Here is a 17511-nt window from a genome sequence, read left to right as displayed (position 1 = left end):
ATCCGCCAGATTCAGGTCGGCCGGCAGGCCGCCTTCGCGAGCAGGCTCGCTCCCACAGGGTCGAGGTACATCCGCCAGATTCAGGTCGGCCGGCAGGCCGCCTTCGCGAGCAGGCTCGCTCCCACAGGGTCGAGGTACATCCGCCAGATTCAGGTCGGCCGGCAGGCCGCCTTCGCGAGCAGGCTCGCTCCCACAGAAGAGCAAAGGCAGGTCGGCGTACACAAACGCTCTTCACCACTCATCAGGCCGAGCGTTAGCTCGCCTGCAGCTTTTGATCTTGATCCACCCGCCCCCTCGGAAGGCTGAGCGGAGGTGTTCATCCGGGGACAGGCGCGCAGCGCCGTTCGACGCAGTCGAACTCATTGCATGTAGGTCGAAGCGAAGCCGACCGGAGGGCAATGCCCCCGGATGAATACCGGAGCGAAGGAACCCCGAGCCTAAGCGAGGGGCCGTACGTAAGGGGCGAGACCTTTTGGTTACTTTTGGGGCGTTTGCCAAAAGTGACTCGCCGTAAGGGCGAAACCATAAGCCGCCGTTACCGAAGCAATGGATATGTACACAAACCAAAAAAACTCAGTGCGCCGAAACCCGCTGCCGCCCCCCGGAACCATTGGGCGACAAAGCCAACGCCAACTGCGTCCGATTATGCATATGCGTCAACCGCAAAACCTGCGACACATACAACTTCACCGTGTTCTCGGTAATCCCCAACTCACAGGCAATCTGATAATTGGTCTGCCCCTTGCCCACCAACCGCGCCACTTCCAGTTGCCGCGGAGACAGCTGGTTGAAAATCGCCGGAACCTCCACCGCATCAGAATCAGCGACACCCCGACCACCCGTGTCCGCCGCCTGCGGCCCGCGCCGAACCTTGTCCAGGTCCTGGTACAGATCATCGATCGACTCGGACAAATACTGCAGCTTCTGGTTCAAATGCCCCAACTGCAGGTTCTTGTGCCTTTCCTGCAAGGCCACTTCCTGGCGCTGCAAACCTTCGAACAACTCATTCAGATCGATCGGTTTCTGGTAATAGTCAGACACGCCAGCGCGCAGGGCCTTGATCACGTCCTGCTTGTCGGCACACCCGGTGAGCATGATCGCCTCGAACGCCCGGTGCTTGCCCGACAATCGTTGCAGCTCCTGCATCAGCTCGATGCCGTCCATGCCGGGCATGTGAAAGTCCAGCAACACCAGGCCGATATCGAGGTCTTCGCTGAAACGCTTGATCGCCTGATAGCCCGATTCACAGGGAACACAGCGGTAACCTTTGCCCTCCAGAAATTCGCAAAGCTCTTCAACGATCAATGGCGCATCGTCGACCACAAGGACTTTTACTGCCGAAATATACTTGCTCACGAGCAACTCCCTGTCAGGTCAAAGGTTGACCTGTCCCCCACCGACAGCCAGCGGCTGTACAACTTCTGTCTGAAAAGTAGACGTACTTCCCGGCTCTGTACATGTCAGGACCGACTAGTGGAGCCAGGCCAATGTCAGTATCAGCCCCGCCAGCACAAAGGGTGCAAATGGCTGCCTCTTTGACATTTCAGGCGCCATATAAAAAAGATGGGTTCTAAGCCCTTGACTCATATGGAGCCAGACTCTTGGCGCCAGCAGCAGCCAGAAAACACTGGCCAATCCAGCGCCAATAAACGTGCCGAGCACGTGCATACCGTCCGTCGCAAGACCCAGGGCGGCCATGAGTTTCACGTCCCCGCCGCCCATTCGCTTCATGGCGTAACCCGGTAGCGTGAAGCCCACGGCCAACAAAAAAGCCCAGCCGCCCTGTTGCGCCTCGGCCCCCAGCCAGGTCGTGCCGCTCCACAGCAACCACGCCAGGGCCAGGGCGCCGGCGCCCAGGGTCAGGCCATTGGCGATGTGCCGTTGCCGGGCATCCTGTGTGGCGCAAAGCGCCAGCCAGATCAATAGGACAAAGCTCTGCATTCGGTAAAAAACGTCCGTTTTGGCTGAATGATTCTATGCTGACATGACTCAGTGTTGGTCAGGGTAGACGCACTCATGAAAGCCAGCCTCCCCCACAAACAAAAAGGTGCCGCCGCGATTGAGTTCGGCCTGGTGTTCATCATTTTTTTTGGCGTGTTCTACGGCATCGTCAGCTACAGCCTGCCGCTGCTGTTGATGCAATCATTCAACCAGTCGACCGCCGAAGCCGTGCGCCGCAGCGTAGCGCTTGACCCGGCTACCCCCGGCTACAGCGCCGCGCTGATCGCCCGCGCCACGACGGAGCTGACCACGCAAACGGCCTGGATTGCGCCGGCCCTGAACTTCAATGTCGCCACCGACGCCAACATCACTTATGTGGGCGGGCTGCTGACAGTCCGCATCAGTTACCCCACCAATAAAATCAGCGCCGTCATCCCGTTCCTGAACCTGCCCGGCATCGGTCGGGTACCCAATCTGCCGGCCACCCTCACGGCCAGTGCGAGCCTGCAATTTTGAGTGCCGGGGACAAACTGTTCGGGCGCCTGCTGCATCGCCACCCGCCGCCCCCACCGGAGCCGCCGGAGGCACTGCAGGTGCACAGCTTCGGATTGCAGATGCAGCTCAATGCCGATGGGCGTGTCATTCAATTGAGCGGTCCGCTGCGCCACTTGCTGGCCCAGCAAACCCCAGGCGCACAGGCACCGCACCTGCTCGACTTCCTGTTGCCCCACAGCGGCCTCATCATCGAAGGCGCGCCGGCGCAATGGCAGGGACAAACCCTGGACCTGGACTTCTACAGTCTCAATGGTCCGCCCCTGCATTTGCGCGGCTGGGTGCAACCCTTGGCCGATGCCTGGTTGTTGCAGATGCTCGACATCGGCGACTTGTTGCTCGAGCGCCGGCAATCGCGCAACCGCGAGCAATGCCAGGTGCTGGCGCTGCAAATCGCCGAACAGTTGCGCCTGTGCAGCCTGACACGCCTGCCCGAGATGCTGGACGAACAACTGCAAAGCCTGGCCCAGCGCTTTCAGATCCCCTGCATTGCCCTGGCCTTGCTCGATGAGCAGGAACAGGGTTGGCAGATTCACCAGCACTACACGGCTTTCGATGCACCGCAGCTATGGCAAAACGACCAACGCCTGGGCACGGGGCTGGACAGTTTGAGCGGCTCGACACCCCAGTACCTGACCCCGCGCGAACACCCGCGCCTGCAAGGCACGTTCGGCAATACCGATGGTTTCGCCGTGCCCTACCACGATGCGCAAGGGGTGGTCGCCTGGTTGCTGTGCGGTTTCTACACGCCACAACAACGTGCCCCCGATGTCACCGAACGCGACTGGCTGCAAATCACCGCCGCGCTCGCCAGCCCCTTGCTCGAACGCCTGCGCGAGCACCGGCATCACCTGCAACTGGAACGCCTGGAATCGCTGCAAGCGATGCTGGGCACAGGCTGGTGGGAAATTTTCAGCGACAGCGAAGAGGTGCAGTTGGCACCTTCGCTGGTGACGACCCTGAACCTTGGAACATCGCGTTTATCCGTACAGGACTGGCTCAACCAGGTGTATCCCGCCGACCGTGAAGAGCTGCGCATCCGCCTGCAGGACTTGCAGGTGTCGGGCATGCCGCTGCTGTTGTGCGTGCGCCTGTATCGTCCCGACGATGCACTCGAACCCGTCTGGTATCGCCTGCAAGGCCAGGCGCTGGGCGTGGGCAAAAACCGTCGGCTGGTGGGCTTCATGCACGACATCAGCGACATCAAGAATCAGCAACAGAGCGCTGCCGCCGCCCATGCACGCCTGGACAATCTGATCGCCAGTTCACCGGCGGTGATTTATGTACAGCGTTATGACGAAGGCGCTCTGCAACCGGTGTTCTTCAGCGACAGCCTGTTCCCGTTGCTCGGCTGGACCCTGGCCGACTGCGCACCCGGAACGCTGGTGGAGCGGGTGCACCCCGACGACCGTCTGCAGTATTTCGAGCGCACGCGGCTGTTGCTGCGTGAAGGCTCGGTGCGCGCCCGCTATCGGTTGCGCGACAGTCACGGTGACTATCATTGGCTGCTCGATGAGGCGAAGCTGTTGCGCGACGACCTCGGCTTGCCGGTGGAAGCCGTGGGCCTGTGGCTGGACGTCACCGAAGCGACCCTGGCGACCGAGCAAGTCAGGCAGAGTGAGGAGCGCTACCGAATTCTGGTCGAAGACTCGCCGGCGATGATCTGCCGCTACCAGCCGGACCTGACCCTGACCTTCGGCAACCGCCCGCTGGCCACCTATCTGGAAATGGCGCCCGAGCAATTGCCGGGGGTGAATCTGGGCAACTGGATGTCCGGGGAACAGCGCGAGGCATTCACCCGGCGGCTGAACCAGTTGAGCCCGGAGTTTCCGGTGAGCACCGCCGAGATCAACCTGCAACTGCCCGGGCGCGAACACGCCTGGTGGGTCTGGTCCGATCGCGGGGTGTTCGACGAACAGGGCCGTTTGCTCGAGGTCCAGGCCGTGGGGCGCGACAACACCGAGGTACGACGCTCGCAGCAGCAGCTCACACAAAGCGCGAAAATGGCTACCCTCGGTGAAATGGCCACCGGCCTGGCCCATGAGATCAACCAGCCGTTGAACGTGATGCGCATGGCCATCGTCAATGTCCTCAAGCGCCTCAACAACGGCGACGTGCAGGTCGATTACCTGATCGACAAGCTCACACGCATCGACAGCCAGGTGCAACGCGCCGCGCGGGTGGTGGACCACATGCGGGTGTTCGGCCGTCGCTCGGAAATCGAGCAGCAACCGTTCAACCCGACCCAGGCCATCGAAGGCACGCTGGCGCTGTTGTCCGAAGGGATGCGCGGCAAAGGTGTCGACCTGCGCATCAGCGAGACCGGTTTTGAAGTGCTGGTGCGCGGCTACGTCGATCAGCTTGAGCAGGTGCTGATCAACCTGATGGTCAACGCCCGGGATGCATTGCTCGGCAAGCGCGAGGCCAACCCCGATTTCAAGCCGTGGATTTCGGTGTACGCCGAGCGGGATACACACGCGGTACGCCTGTGGGTCGAGGACAACGGCGGCGGTATCGACCCGCGTTTGCTGGAGCGGATTTTCGAGCCGTTTTTCACCACAAAACCGGTGGGTGTCGGCACCGGTCTGGGGCTCTCGGTGAGCTATGGCATCGTCGAGAACATGGGCGGAAAACTGAGCGTGCAAAACGCCACCGAGGGTGCGCGTTTCTGCATTGAATTGCCGATTGTGACACCGGACTAGATCACCAGCGCCGCTCGCCCCGAGTGACAACTGAGGTTGGCACCCACCTCGACTTTGTTCAGGTCAATCCCCAGGCTCGCCAGCAACGTATTGATCAGCGTATCCAGTAACGGACTGAGTACCGTATTGATCGCATTGACCAACGCAGTCGTCACCTCATTCAAAATACTGCCCAGGCCACCGACGATACTGCCCGACGGCCCGTACATGTTCACACCAAGGTCACTTACGGTGGTGCTCAGGCTGTTGACGATGTTGGTCGTGGTGTAGGCGTAGTAAAACGGTGGCTGATTGATCTCCGGCAGGTTGGTGGCCGCCGGCGCGGAATAGACGTGAGGCATGTTGGCATTCTGGGCAACCGCGGTGTTGACCATGATATCGACGCTACCGCCAACGCCAGGCTGATGGTTGTAACAGGTTGGCGGCAAGATCAGCAGCCGCTGGCAGGTCTTCACGCCGATATCGATGACCTTCAAGGGATTGACGTTGTTGCTGGGTGGAACAGTGGGCGAGCCAAACACATCGGCAGGGTTGATCTGCCCGATCTTCAAGCCGATCAGTGTGGTGGTGGTGGTGGTCGTCAGGCTTTTGTTCGTCGCACTCACACAACTGTAAGCCGTGACATAACTCCAGGCCCCGGCTGCCTCCAGCGCCACATCGATGCGTATCGGAGGTGGCAAGAGCTTGATGTCCGGCGTATCGCACGGCACGAGCAACGCGCAGGTCAATGAGTTGACGACACCCACCAGGTCCAGATCAAACAAAGCGTTCAACGTGTTGGCCAAGGGCGCAGCGAGATCGATGACGGCGTTGACCAGAGGCGTGATGGCATCCAGCACGGGCAGGTTGATCGACAGCAATGTCTTGACCTGGGCCGTGCGTACATAGATGCGGTTGGGTCCCAAAGGGGCCAATGCCGCGTTTTTCGGATTGCCGATGGCCGACAGTTGCGGCGGCTCCATCACCTGCACCCGTGCAGTGATCTGTGCCAGGCCCGCGAGGTTGATCGGCAAAGTCGCGACCAAGGCATTTTTCTTGTTGGCCAGTTGCACAAACCCTTCGATCAGATCAAAGGCTTTGAGATTCACGGCAAGAGTCGAGATGTCGGTGCCACTTTCAACATGCAACATATTACCCAGCACAACGGACGTCGTACCCGCTGCCACCTTCAACGCTTGCAGGCTGACAATGGTTGCGGAGGCTCCAAGTGTGCCGTTGGGGTCCAGTACGTTGATGGCGGTCTGGATCAACTGGCTGACATTGACCGTACTACCGAGCACCTGGTCGTAGCCGCCAGCGATCAGGCCGAGGTCAACTTTCAACCGATTGAGGTAGCTGAGCAGGCTGATGTCGGTGTTGACCAAGCCGTTCCAGCCCGCCGCACTGATACTGACATTGCCGCCCAGCAATCCCCCGAACAGCAGACTGGTAATGGCCGCCTTGCTGGTATCGAAGGTCAGGGTCGCACTGCGGATCGTCAATGACGCCACGGGGGGTGGCAGCGCAGCGACCGCCGTAGCGCTCAGCGTCAGCGTCGAGCCCGCCGGTGCACCGCCGGCCAAGGCGCCGATGCCACCGGCAATGCTCTGTTGCACGACATGGCTGGCGATAACCCGGATAGCCTCGCTTTTGCTTGGGTCTGCACTGAATACCCGAAGGTTGATGGCATCCAGGGTCAGCGCACCACACGCCACCGCCAGTGCGCGTCCAGTGGAGGGAATGGCGAAACCATTTCGTTGCGCGCTGGCCGTGGCATAGGTGTTCGCGGTTGATCCGGCGGAACAGTCTCCCCCCCTTGTGGCCGCCTCAAGGGCAGCCATGTCAGCCACGCGCTGCAAACTGCGTTTTTCCAGGTACAGCCTGCCGGTATCGACCACCAACAACATGAATGCCAAAGCCAAGGTCAGGGTCAAAGCGGCCATCAAGCCGATCGCCCCCCGTTGCCGGACCGGGCCGCGAAACTGCATGCGGGGAGACATGGCGCACTCCTTTGCCGGCGCACTGCCGGGCGCGACCTCCGTTGGTGAAAAGCAGTGTAGACAAGGGTGGCCAAGACTGCTGGCAACTCGCCAGCCCAGGCAACAAAAAAACCCTGTGGGAGCGGGCTTGCTCGCGAAGGGGGCGGTACATCCAACTACAGATTTGCCTGACAGAATGCCTTCGCGAGCAAGTCGGATCGCCGCACCGCCGCTCCCACAGGGATGATTGTTGGTATTGAGTGGATCAGCTTGAGTGCGGTGGATAGTTGGCCAATATCCGCGTGACTGTTTCCAGGATGGCATCACGACGATCCGACGGGTTCGGTGTGCGGCTCAGTATCTGTTCGTCACTGCCGCGCCACACCAGTTTGCCGTCCTTGCCGTCGAGCAGGTCGATCTGGATGGTCGCTACCTTGTAGCTGACATTACGGGTTTCGTTGTACATGGGCGCGCCATAGTAGCCATACCACGGGTACCCCCACCCGCCGCCGTAGTTGGTGGTCACCTGCTGTTGCCGCTCTTCGACAATCAGGTAGGTCTGCACATTCAAGTCGCCCTTGGCACCCGCGGCGGCCGGGCGCAGACCGCGCTGGTCCAGTTGATCGGCAACCGCCTGACGGATGCGCTGGTCGGTCAGGTCGCTCTTGATCCGTGGATCATCGGGACGATATTGCACGGCGGGTTCTTTCCACGCCCAGCTGCGATAGGCAGCAAAATCGCGGCTGGCGTCAAAATCATGATTGACCTGGTTGGCGGCGCAGGCACTGAGCAGCGCGACCATGGCCAGTAGAATGAAACGGCGGAACATGATGGTTCTCCTGCGAAATGCTTCTTATCTACAGAAGCTAACTGGGAGGATACGCCGACATCGCCTTTTCCACAGCCTCCCGTATGGCATCGGCGCGCTCGCTTTCGCTGCCCCGGTTGCCGGTTTCAGCGCTGGAGCTCCATATCGGCTGACCGCTTTTGGCGTCATACATATCCACCTGAACCACCACGACCTGTTCCTGATAGGTCCGGATGATCGGCACGGTGGCGTATGCGCCATATCCAGGGCCGTAGCCGTTGTAGCCGCCATAACCGCCGCCGTAATAGTCGTCCTGAACCTGACGCAAGCGGGTTTCCAGGCGCAGGTCGGCGCTGACAAACAGGTCGGCCGGGCGATTGTCATGCAGCGGACGCAAACCCCGCTGATCCAGCGCATTGCTGACCGCTTCGGCAACCTGCGCCGAATCCGCCCAGGCCGTGCCCGGTGGCAGGTGCCCGTCGAGCCAGGCCCAACTGCGGTAGCGCCCATAGTCACGGGGTGCTGCCGGGTAAGCGCTGCGGTCGAAGGTCTTGGCGGCCTGCGGTGGCGCCGGAGGCAAAGGGTTGGATGTGGCGACATAAGGATTGCTGCCCTGACAGGCCGCCAGCCCCAGGCAGAACAGCAGTACACCTGAATGACTTTTCATTGCGTGCTCCGATCAGACAGGCCGACAGATCCAGTGCAAGTAACGCCCAAGCCCTGCATAGGCTGGATGACGGCGGTGGGCCAGTTCCATTTCCAACAGGTCCACCAGCTCGGCGCGGGCCTGGAATTCCACCGGCATGTAATCGTGAAAAACCCGCACGCCACTCTGGGTTTCGACCCGCCACAGACCTTCAAGTTGCGCCGCCAGTTCGCGCGGATCAAGGGGCTGCTGCGGGGTCAGGCTCTGTTTTTCACCGGCCATGTCGTTCTTGCGCATCTTGCGGAAATGGCCCTTGAGCAAGTTGCGATAAATCAGCGCGTCGCGGTTGTAGAACGCCAGGGACAGCCAACCATCGGCCTTGGTCAGTTGATGCAACACCGGCAGGATGGCGTGGGGTTCGGCCAGCCATTCCAGCACGGCGTGGCACAACACCAGGTCGTAGGGTTCGGTGAGCTGCCCGAGCAGCTCCTGCCAGGGTGCTTGAATGAAGGTGGCGCTCTGTCCGGCGTCGGCGAAGCGTTGGCGGGCGCCTTCCAGCATCGGTTCGGCAGGTTCGGCGAGGGTCACCTGATGGCCACGCTGGGCCAGCCACAACGACATGTGGCCAAGGCCCGCGCCGATGTCCAGCACGCGCAGCGGGCGGTCGGGCAAGGTTTCGGCCAGATCGGCCTGCAACACCGCCAGACGGATCGCACCTTTGGCACCGCCGTAGATTTTTTCGGCGAAACGGGTCGCCAGTTGATCGAAATGACGGTCGCTCATCAGCTGAACCTCCGCTCGCTGTCCGCCAGTTTGCTGCGCACCACAGCCTCCATGTCCAGGCCCAGCTCGCTGCACAACAGCAACAGATAAAGCACGATGTCACCGACTTCCTGCCCGGCATGGGCGAGTTTGTCCGCCGGCAACTGGCGTGACTGGTCTTCGGTCAGCCACTGGAAAATCTCCACCAGTTCGGACATTTCCACGCTCGCGGCCATGACGAGGTTTTTCGGGCTGTGAAATTGCCGCCAGTCATTGCGGTCACGGATGGCGTGCAGGCGTTCGGTCAGTTCAACAAGGTTCATCGGGCTCTCCTGAAGGCGTATAGCTTCGGGGGGATCACAGGTGAAGGCAAGTGACAACGGCTCAGTGCCCCGTTTGTTTTTTGTGGGAGCGAGCCTGATCGCGAAAGCACTGGATCAGACACATCAATGCTGGATGTGCCGCCGCCTTCGCGAGCAAGCCCGCTCCCACAGTTGCGGTGCAACCCTCTATGCTTGTGGGAACTCGGCAGCATGATCGACAGCCCAAGGCTCAATTCTCTTTAATCAGGACGTTCACTCCATGCAGGTAGAAGGTTTTTCCGAATGGCTCGGCCAGGTACTCGGCTCGATCATCCGTTTCATCGTTGATGGCCTCAGTGGGCTGTTCAATCTGTTGAGCAACGCCAGCAGCAATTTTGTCGAAGGCTTGTCCCAGGCGCTGGGCATGGAGACTTCGGTCGTCAGCATCGTGACCTTGATTCTCGGGCTGATTCTGCTGTGGACGGCGATCCGCGCCTTTCTCAATGCGTCCTTCATCATGGGGATCATCTGGTTGATGCTGGGGCTTTGGTTGCTCAGCTGGATCATCCACTGACCCCACCGGACACTGTGGGAGCGGGCTTGCTCGCGAAGACGGAGTGTCAGTCGAATCATTATTGACTGGACGACCGCATTCGCGAGCAAGCCCGCTCCCACATTGGATCGCGGAAGATTTCAAATGTGCCGCTACAATGCCCGCTCTCCCAAGGAGCCTGCATGTCCAACCTGACCGCCGACTGGCGCGACCGCCCTACCCATCGCCGGGTCTGGGCACTCGCCGCGCCGATGATTCTTTCGAACATTTCCGTACCGCTGGTGGCTCTGGTCGACAGCACCGTCATCGGTCACCTGCCCCACGCCCATCAACTTGGCGCCGTCGCGGTCGGGGCCAGTCTGTATACCTTCCTTGCCTGGGCCATGGGTTTTCTGCGCATGGGTTCCACCGGGTTCGCCGCCCAGGCGGCCGGGCGCGGGGATGGTGCGGCCTTGCGGCAGATTCTGTTGCAAGGCCTGTTGCTCGCCTTCGGCCTGGCCCTGGTCCTGGGTGCAGTGGGCGTGCCATTGAGCACAGTGGCGCTGCACTTCATGCAACCGTCGGCGGAGCTCGATCAGCTGACCCGCGAGTTTTTCCACACCCGCCTGTTCGGGCTGCCCGCGGCGCTGGCCAGTTATGCACTGGTCGGCTGGTTTCTCGGCACCCAGAATGCCCGGGCGCCGCTGGCGATTTTGCTGAGTACCAACCTGATCAATATCGCCCTGAACCTGTGGTTCGTCCTCGGTCTCGAATGGGGCGTGGTCGGTGCGGCCCGGGCCTCGGTGATTGCCGAATGGACAGGGGCGCTGATCGGCTTGCTGATGACCCGCAAGGCGCTGCGCGCCTATCCCGGGCATATCGTCTGGGCGGCATTGGCGCTGTGGCACAGTTGGCGGCCATTGCTGGCGGTCAACCGCGACATCTTCATCCGCAGCCTGGCGCTGCAATCGGTGTTTTTCCTGATCACGGTGCAGGGCACGCGGCTGGGCGACGCCACGGTCGCGGCCAATGCCCTGCTGCTCAACGGTTTGCTGCTGACCGCCCACGCCCTCGATGGCCTGGCCCACGCCGTGGAAGCGCTGTGCGGGCATGCCCTCGGTGCCCGCGACCGCGATGCCCTGCGTCGTTCATTGGTGGTGGCGGGCGGCTGGTCGTTGCTGGCGAGCCTGGGCTTTGCCGCGCTGTTTCTGTTAGCCGGGCATTTGTTCATCGAGATGCAGACCGACATTCAAAGTGTGCGCGACACCGCGTTCATCTACCTGCCCTACCTCGCCGTACTGCCGCTGATTGCCGTCTGGAGCTACCTGCTCGACGGCCTTTTCATCGGCGCCACCCGCGCCAGGGAAATGCGCAACGGCATGGTGCTGACCGTGGTGCTGGTGTTGCCTTTCGGCTGGGCACTGCAAGGCTGGGGCAACCATGGCCTGTGGATAACCTTTTTGTTGTTCATGCTGCTGCGCAGCCTGACGCTCGGCGTGATCGCCTGGCGCCTGCGCCGTCACGATGGCTGGTTTACCGGCAGCACTCACTGAGCGGATCGAGCTCATGGCCAGGGGCGGTCGTTCTGCCACAGGTGGCGCAGGCTATCGAGGCGCTCCTGCTGCGTCCTGCCCGGCAATGGCTGCACGGGCACGGCGTCGGGGTACTGCAAACGTAGCCATATCCAGCCATCAAGCACCGGGCGCTCGCTGAAACCCAGCGCCAGCCCTTCCTGCACATGGGCCCACAGGCGGGAGAAGTCGGCACCGCTGGATCGGTTCCAGCGCCAGGCATGTTGTTCGAGCAGGCAGGTTTGCAGTTTTCCCTGTTGCCCGGCACTGAGGCTCTCCTCGACGGCCAAAGGGCTGACCGCCAACCCGGGGTTGGACAAGCGCTGCCACCCCTCACATCCCGTTGCGCGATCGGCCCAACTGCCGCCGAACCAACGCAAATGCTGGATCGGCCCTAGCCAGCGACTCAGTTCAGCGGCATCGCAGGCATCGAAAAAATAGCTGGCCGTGATCGGGTTGTAGTAGTTCAAAAGGGCCCGGTGCAAGCCAAGCGTCACCGTGAGCATGCGCCGTAAATGCGCCAGCAACGACTCAACGCCGGCCTCGCTGACCATCAGCAATCCGGGCCAGCGTTGGCCGTCGACGATGCACAGATCGGCCAGTGCCGGGCAGCTGCGCAGATCGACCAGGAGCGGCCCCTGCTCACGCAGCGCATGCCACTCCGTACCTTCGAACAACCCGGACCACCGGGCTTGTGCAAACATCTGCCGAAGCATGACACCCGCCTGCGGCGTGCCCGGCACATCCAGCAACAACCACTGCGGGGGCACCTCGGGCGTGCGCGTGACGATCATGCTCCAGCGCTCTGGCCAAGCTGCGTCGCCAGACGACAGGTGCACAACGCCTGTGCGCAATGATTGAAACTGCCGCCGCCGGGCAGCAGGCACAGCATCAGCAGCGGCTCTGCCGAGTGCAACCATTGCTCCAGGCCCTCATCAGGGGTGCAAATGGCTTGGGCGGTGTCCGCGCTCGTCTCCTCGATCGTTGCCGGCGCATGCAGCACTCCGGTTATCTGCGGCTGGTCGGGATCACCTTCGATGAAACTCACGACCAACTCGGTTCCTTCGCGCAATGGCGAGTACGTCTCGGCCTGCAACGGCCCGGCCAATGGCAGCCAACAGTGACTGGGCGCAGCCCCTTCGCCCTGATAGAGCCAGTCGAATTGCACCGGGACCGGTCTTGCCGGATCGGGGGTTTGCTCATCGACCTCCACGACCCACGCCCGCTGCAGGCTGTGCATCTGTGGTTTGCTCGTCGCACTGGGTGGGTCGAAGCGGGTCGGCCATTGCAGGGCACGGGCCTGGTTGTGGTAAGGCGTCGCCGTATCCTGGCTGCCCCAATGTTCAACGTGGGTCACTAGCCAGAGCCGATTGCATTCGGCAACCGGATGACCGGACAGCGGCATCACCCGACCGCTGCGCAAAGTCGCCAGGTCTGTCCGGCATTCGACACATTGCGCCTTTGTCGCAGCGCTACGCTGGCGTTCGAGTTGCCGCACTCCCGGCTGATCGCCCTCGCAGCGCAAAACCGCAGGCTCTGCGGTTCGAAAATGTTGCTGATCGTCGCTGAACACCACGCAGTGCCCCCCGACCCGGTTTTCGAAGTGGTAATGCAATCCTTCCTGGGCGCAGAGTCGCTGGACAAATTGCAGGTCCGACTCTCGATATTGCGTACAGAAATCCCGGGGCGGGTGGTCGCCGCTCAGCGCCAGGCGTCGATCGTTACCAGTAATGCCGTGCTCCTTGAGCACCTGATCGAGGATTTGCGGCACCGAACGGGCGCTGAAAATTCGTTGGCTGAAGCGCTGGGCCAGACAAGCCAGCCCTGGCCCCAGGCGCACCTGGCAGAGTCGGGGCCCCGAGGCATGATCACGCTGGACGAGTTCATGCAATTGCCCATGCACATGGTTTCCGGCTGGCCCGAAATGCAAGGAGGCCGGGCGGTACAGCAAACTGGCAAGGTCAAGCACCGGGTCATCGATCAGCAGCTCCAGGTCGAACACGAACGGCTCGCTGATGGCTTCTCTACCGGTAAAGGCCAGGACCTCAAGGGAGTCGGGCAAACCTGCAACATCCAGACGAAATGGCGGTTCGCTGACTGGGTTGAACATCGGCGTTTCTCTACGGGAGGGGCGGCCGGGGATTCTCGCTGAGAGACATGGCCGAGTAGAGTGCCGAAATACAAATTAGGAAATAACCTACGCGAAAAGAAGACCAAATGCGTTGGGTAGTCGAAAAGGCAGGGAGTTTCCCGTGGAATAGGAGAATTGCCGCACCAGGTCATCTGAAATTTCCGAGGCAAAAGGAAAATTTTCAGACAACCTGATGAGCGTGGTGCTTACCTCAGGAAGACAGGTAAGACGAACGGGTCAGCCCCAGACGCAAGGCATCGAGGAACTGTGTGCGCTCGGTTGCACTGATACGGGCACTGGCGCACTTGTCGCGGTAGTGAGTCATCAACTCCTCCGGCGACAAGTGTACGTAACGCAGCATGTCTTCGATGGTGTCGTGGGTTTCGATACCGGCGTGGTACACGCTGCCGTCGGCGTTCTGGTAGATGTTCACCGAGTCGGTGTCACCGAACAGGTTGTGCATGTCGCCAAGAATTTCCTGGTAGGCACCGACCAGGAACACACCCAGCAAGTAGTCTTCACCTTCGTTCAGCGCGTGCACCGGCAAACTGGTTTCGATGCTCTGCTCGTCGACGTACTGGTTGATCTTACCGTCGGAGTCACAGGTCAGGTCTTGCAGCACCGCACGACGCAGCGGCTCTTCGTCGAGGCGGTGCAGCGGGATGATCGGCAGGACCTGGTCGATGGCCCAGGTGTCCGGCAGGCTCTGGAACACCGAGAAGTTGCAGATGTACTTGTCGGCCAGTTTGTCGTTGAGTTCGTCCAGCACCTGACGGTGGGAACGCTGGCGCGCCTTCAGCGAGTTGTGCAGGCGACGGCATACCGCGAAGTAGCATTGCTCGGCCAGGGCTTTCTCGGCCAGGGTCAGCTTGCCGTCGGCGTACTGGGAGGCAACGTCACTCATGTAGTGCGTGGCGCGCCAGTAGGTTTCGGTGACCATCTCGATATCGGTCGGGCCGAGCAGGTCCACCAGCCACTGCACGGTTTCCGGCAGTGCTTCCTTGTTCTCGATCTGCGGCACGTCGTCGTTGTGCTTCTCGACGTCGGTCACCTGAATCACCAGCATGGCGTGGTGCGCGGTCAGGGAGCGGCCGCTTTCAGAGAAGATGTTCGGGTGCGGCAGGCTCTGCGCATCGCAGAACTCCTTGAGCATCCCGACCACGACGCCGGCGTAATCGTCCATGTCGTAGTTGATCGAACTGGCGTTACGCGAGTGCGTGCCGTCGTAGTCCACGCCCAGGCCGCCACCGACATCGATGTGGTCCACCGGCAGGCCGAGGTTGCGCAACTCGCCGTAGTAACGGATCGCTTCCTTGAAGCCGTGCTGGTAGTCCGCCAGGTTGGCGATCTGCGAGCCCATGTGGAAGTGCAGCAGGCGAATGCCCTGGTCCAGGCCGGCCGCGCGGAAACGCTCGACCACCGACAGCAGTTGCGCCGCCGACAGGCCGAACTTGGATTTCTCGCCGCCGGTGTCTGCCCACTTGCTCGACGCCAGGGACGATAGGCGCACGCGCAGGCCGACCTGAGGCTTGACCTTGAGCGAGGTCGCTTCTTCGATCACCAGGCCGACTTCGGATTCTTTCTCGATCACGATGAACACGTTGTGGCCGAGCTTCTGGCCCATCAGCGCCAGGCGGATGAACTCACGGTCCTTGTAACCGTTGCAGACGATGGTGCCGCCCTTCGGCGCCAGTGCCAGCACCGCCAGCAGTTCGGGCTTGGACCCGGCTTCCAGACCGATGGAAACGTTCTGGGTGGCGATGATGTTTTCGATCACCGCTTCCTGCTGGTTCACCTTGATCGGATACAGCGCGGTGTACTTGCTCTGGTATTCCAGACGCTCGATGTTGGCATCGAACGCGCCCGTCAGCTGACGCACGCGGTCTTGCAGAATGTCCGGGAAACGGACCAGCAACGGCAAGGACAGGCCGCTTTTGCGCAGCTGGTCGACTTGCTCGAACAGGTCGATAGGCGAACTGCTCGGACCGTTCGGACGAACTTCGACGCGACCGGCGTCATTGATCGCGAAATACCCGGCCCCCCAATGGCGAATCCCGTAAACACTGCGGCTGTCCGCAACTGTCCATTGGCTGCCATCGTCTTTGCGTGTGCGTCGTACGGACATCGAAGTCCCCTATAAAGAAGTCATAGTGCGTCGCCTGGGTTCAGGCCGGCGCAGTCTAAAGATTGAAAATGACGGTTCGTCAACGAGGCAATAGACCCCGCCGACCGCAGTGAGTTTAGAAACCGGTCATGAACAGGCTCTGTGAAAACCATGTGGACGGCGCCAGACCTGAATGCCATCAGGACCGGATCAAGCCGAGGGTGGTTTTCACAGAGGCTGCTAGCCGCCGGACTTCTTTGCCTTGAAACCGAGCTTGATCAGTTCTGCCAAGAGTAGCTCGACATGATCGCCCTGGATTTCGATGACACCGTCTTTCAACGCCCCACCGGTACCGCAACGCTTCTTCAACGTCGTGGCGAGTTCCTTGAGCGCCTCTTCAGCCAACGGCACGCCGGTGATGGTGGTCACCGTCTTGCCGCCACGGCCCTTGCTTTCGCGACGCACGCGCGCAATGCCGTCGCCGGCCGGGAGAACGGTCTGTTTGCAGATGCAGGCGTCCACCGGTTTACTGCATTCCGGGCAATGACGACCTGCGTCGGTGGAAAATACCAGGCCGCCCAGGGCGGCGAAGGATGCGGCTTTTTTGGCCACCGGCAATCCTCTTCGGAGGACAAAGACTGGTCGCAGCACTTGGGAAGGCTATCGACCGCGAAGCCCCACTCAGGCAGGGGCAGCGCTACTGAAACGGCAGAGCTTTTTCGAAACACGCTAACGTCCATCGGACAAAACGCGTCTTCTCTATAGGAGCGAGCTTGCTCGCGATGAACTCAAGGACGACGCGTTCATTCTGGGTGCCCGCGTTATCGTTGACGTCCATCGCGAGCAAGCTCGCTCCTACAGTTACAGCGATACCGTTACAGTTTGAAAAGGTCGCGCAGTGTAACGGCAAAAACGCCGATTGCTAAGAGCCAATCGGCGCCAATTTATAGTTGTTTTGCGACGTTGCTTTGTTGAGCCTTCAGATAGCGCTTCAACGCCGCCAGAGAGTCCGGGCAGTAAGGCTTTTGCTCGATCTCCAGCATGACCTGATCGATGGGGATAAAGCGTGCTTCGAGCACCTCTTCCGGTTGCAGGGTCAACGGGCCGTCCCACACCGCCGAAAACGCCGAGCACCACAGGCGATTGCCCGTGTCCTCGAAGAAGAAATGGTCATGGGCGGTCAGCTCCACGCCACTCACGCCCAGTTCTTCTTCCAGTTCCCGGGCCGCCGATTCGGCGTAGGTCTCAGTGGCGAGCACCATGCCCCCCGCTGCCACGTCCCAGTAACCGGGATAGATCGCCTTGCTCAGGGTACGGCGATGCACGCACAACTCGCCTGCGGAATTGAACAACATGATGTAGGTACCGCGCCCGATCAGCCCACGCTCGCGCAAATCGGAACGGACCAGAGCGCCCAGCAGGTTGTCCTGCTCGTCGACCCAGGCGATCTGTTCGGCATCGGAAGCCGCACGGTGTGCGGCTTCCCTTGCGTTATCGACCAT

At 61.1% G+C, this 17511-nt stretch carries 17 protein-coding genes; 4 read left to right on the top strand and 13 right to left on the bottom strand.

The annotated features are described in order from the left end of the window. From KW841_RS12030 to KW841_RS12020, 3 genes are all read right to left on the bottom strand, one after another. Positions 1-222 (bottom strand): hypothetical protein (locus tag KW841_RS12030; protein WP_218476180.1); only part of this gene is annotated, 222 nt, incomplete at its 3' end. A 351-nt stretch (positions 223-573) separates the two neighbouring features. After that, positions 574-1356 (bottom strand): response regulator transcription factor, encoded by a 783-nt coding sequence (locus tag KW841_RS12025; protein ID WP_218476177.1) that lies wholly within the window; start codon positions 1354-1356, stop codon positions 574-576. Between the two features lie 114 nt (positions 1357-1470). Continuing rightward, on the bottom strand, positions 1471-1941 hold the full coding sequence (locus tag KW841_RS12020; protein ID WP_218476175.1) for a prepilin peptidase: 471 nt from the start codon (positions 1939-1941) through the stop codon (positions 1471-1473). 75 nt (positions 1942-2016) lie between these two features. Between KW841_RS12020 and KW841_RS12015 the strand changes: the two genes are divergently transcribed. Both KW841_RS12015 and KW841_RS12010 read left to right on the top strand, forming a co-directional pair. Further along, positions 2017-2457, top strand: a complete 441-nt coding sequence (locus KW841_RS12015; RefSeq protein WP_116582433.1) for a TadE/TadG family type IV pilus assembly protein — start codon at positions 2017-2019, stop codon at positions 2455-2457. Beyond that, positions 2454-5195, top strand: a complete 2742-nt coding sequence (locus KW841_RS12010) for a PAS domain-containing sensor histidine kinase (RefSeq protein WP_218476173.1) — start codon at positions 2454-2456, stop codon at positions 5193-5195. Before KW841_RS12015 ends, KW841_RS12010 begins: the two co-directional genes overlap by 4 nt. Here the strand turns inward: KW841_RS12010 and KW841_RS12005 are convergent. The 5 genes from KW841_RS12005 to KW841_RS11985 form a co-directional block, all read right to left on the bottom strand. Further along, entirely contained in the window at positions 5192-7174 is a 1983-nt protein-coding gene (locus tag KW841_RS12005; protein WP_218476170.1) for a pilus assembly protein TadG-related protein, read from the bottom strand. The two genes, KW841_RS12010 and KW841_RS12005, sit on opposite strands and share 4 nt — an antisense overlap. A 244-nt stretch (positions 7175-7418) precedes the next feature. After that, entirely contained in the window at positions 7419-7982 is a 564-nt protein-coding gene (locus KW841_RS12000) for a DUF4136 domain-containing protein (RefSeq protein WP_007971335.1), read from the bottom strand. A gap of 37 nt (positions 7983-8019) precedes the next feature. After that, a complete protein-coding gene (locus KW841_RS11995; RefSeq protein WP_218476167.1) occupies positions 8020-8628 on the bottom strand; it encodes a DUF4136 domain-containing protein in 609 nt (202 codons plus the stop codon). A gap of 12 nt (positions 8629-8640) precedes the next feature. Then, on the bottom strand, positions 8641-9390 hold the full coding sequence (locus tag KW841_RS11990) for a methyltransferase domain-containing protein (RefSeq protein ID WP_007971340.1): 750 nt from the start codon (positions 9388-9390) through the stop codon (positions 8641-8643). Beyond that, positions 9390-9692 carry a MazG-like family protein gene (locus KW841_RS11985; RefSeq protein ID WP_218476165.1) on the bottom strand — a complete coding sequence of 101 codons (303 nt, stop codon included), beginning with the start codon at positions 9690-9692 and terminating at the stop codon, positions 9390-9392. Before KW841_RS11985 ends, KW841_RS11990 begins: the two co-directional genes overlap by 1 nt. 259 nt (positions 9693-9951) lie before the next feature. On the opposite strand from KW841_RS11985, the gene KW841_RS11980 reads away from it, so the two are divergent. Both KW841_RS11980 and KW841_RS11975 read left to right on the top strand, forming a co-directional pair. After that, the gene (locus KW841_RS11980) at positions 9952-10245 is read left to right on the top strand and encodes a hypothetical protein (RefSeq protein WP_007971346.1); all 294 of its coding nucleotides are present in this window, start codon (positions 9952-9954) and stop codon (positions 10243-10245) included. Between the two features lie 161 nt (positions 10246-10406). Beyond that, positions 10407-11756 (top strand): MATE family efflux transporter, encoded by a 1350-nt coding sequence (locus KW841_RS11975; RefSeq protein ID WP_218476162.1) that lies wholly within the window; start codon positions 10407-10409, stop codon positions 11754-11756. An 11-nt stretch (positions 11757-11767) separates the two neighbouring features. On the opposite strand, the gene KW841_RS11970 is transcribed toward KW841_RS11975, so the two are convergent. The 5 genes from KW841_RS11970 to KW841_RS11950 all read right to left on the bottom strand — a co-directional run bounded on the left by KW841_RS11970 (position 11768) and on the right by KW841_RS11950 (position 17511). After that, a complete protein-coding gene (locus tag KW841_RS11970; protein WP_218476160.1) occupies positions 11768-12568 on the bottom strand; it encodes a DUF4123 domain-containing protein in 801 nt (266 codons plus the stop codon). Further along, positions 12565-13884, bottom strand: a complete 1320-nt coding sequence (locus tag KW841_RS11965) for a type VI secretion system Vgr family protein (protein ID WP_218476158.1) — start codon at positions 13882-13884, stop codon at positions 12565-12567. Before KW841_RS11965 ends, KW841_RS11970 begins: the two co-directional genes overlap by 4 nt. A 232-nt stretch (positions 13885-14116) precedes the next feature. Beyond that, the gene (speA, locus tag KW841_RS11960; protein WP_007971353.1) at positions 14117-16030 is read right to left on the bottom strand and encodes an arginine decarboxylase; all 1914 of its coding nucleotides are present in this window, start codon (positions 16028-16030) and stop codon (positions 14117-14119) included. Between the two features lie 219 nt (positions 16031-16249). Then, on the bottom strand, positions 16250-16621 hold the full coding sequence (locus KW841_RS11955; RefSeq protein WP_218476156.1) for a translation initiation factor Sui1: 372 nt from the start codon (positions 16619-16621) through the stop codon (positions 16250-16252). Between the two features lie 332 nt (positions 16622-16953). Further along, entirely contained in the window at positions 16954-17511 is a 558-nt protein-coding gene (locus tag KW841_RS11950) for an NUDIX hydrolase (RefSeq protein WP_218476153.1), read from the bottom strand.

Origin of the sequence: Pseudomonas sp. PDM28 (assembly GCF_019219115.1) — a bacterium.
Classification (GTDB): Bacteria; Pseudomonadota; Gammaproteobacteria; order Pseudomonadales; family Pseudomonadaceae; genus Aquipseudomonas; species Aquipseudomonas laurylsulfatiphila.
The sequence above is the reverse complement of the archived record's forward strand: the minus strand, read 5'-3'. Positions and strand labels throughout refer to the sequence as shown.

Bases quoted from the DNA above. Each gene is read 5' to 3' on its own strand.
- KW841_RS12020 (WP_218476175.1), bottom strand. From the start codon at position 1,941: ATGCAGAGCTTTGTCCTATTGATCTGGCTGGCGCTTTGCGCCACACAG.
- KW841_RS11980 (WP_007971346.1), top strand. From the start codon at position 9,952: ATGCAGGTAGAAGGTTTTTCCGAATGGCTCGGCCAGGTACTCGGCTCG.
- KW841_RS11990 (WP_007971340.1), bottom strand. From the start codon at position 9,390: ATGAGCGACCGTCATTTCGATCAACTGGCGACCCGTTTCGCCGAAAAA.
- KW841_RS11970 (WP_218476160.1), bottom strand. From the start codon at position 12,568: ATGATCGTCACGCGCACGCCCGAGGTGCCCCCGCAGTGGTTGTTGCTG.
- KW841_RS11975 (WP_218476162.1), top strand. From the start codon at position 10,407: ATGTCCAACCTGACCGCCGACTGGCGCGACCGCCCTACCCATCGCCGG.
- KW841_RS12000 (WP_007971335.1), bottom strand. From the start codon at position 7,982: ATGTTCCGCCGTTTCATTCTACTGGCCATGGTCGCGCTGCTCAGTGCC.
- KW841_RS12015 (WP_116582433.1), top strand. From the start codon at position 2,017: ATGAAAGCCAGCCTCCCCCACAAACAAAAAGGTGCCGCCGCGATTGAG.
- speA (WP_007971353.1), bottom strand. From the start codon at position 16,030: ATGTCCGTACGACGCACACGCAAAGACGATGGCAGCCAATGGACAGTT.
- KW841_RS11985 (WP_218476165.1), bottom strand. From the start codon at position 9,692: ATGAACCTTGTTGAACTGACCGAACGCCTGCACGCCATCCGTGACCGC.
- KW841_RS11995 (WP_218476167.1), bottom strand. From the start codon at position 8,628: ATGAAAAGTCATTCAGGTGTACTGCTGTTCTGCCTGGGGCTGGCGGCC.
- KW841_RS12005 (WP_218476170.1), bottom strand. From the start codon at position 7,174: ATGTCTCCCCGCATGCAGTTTCGCGGCCCGGTCCGGCAACGGGGGGCG.
- KW841_RS11965 (WP_218476158.1), bottom strand. From the start codon at position 13,884: ATGTTCAACCCAGTCAGCGAACCGCCATTTCGTCTGGATGTTGCAGGT.
- KW841_RS11950 (WP_218476153.1), bottom strand. From the start codon at position 17,511: ATGGTCGATAACGCAAGGGAAGCCGCACACCGTGCGGCTTCCGATGCC.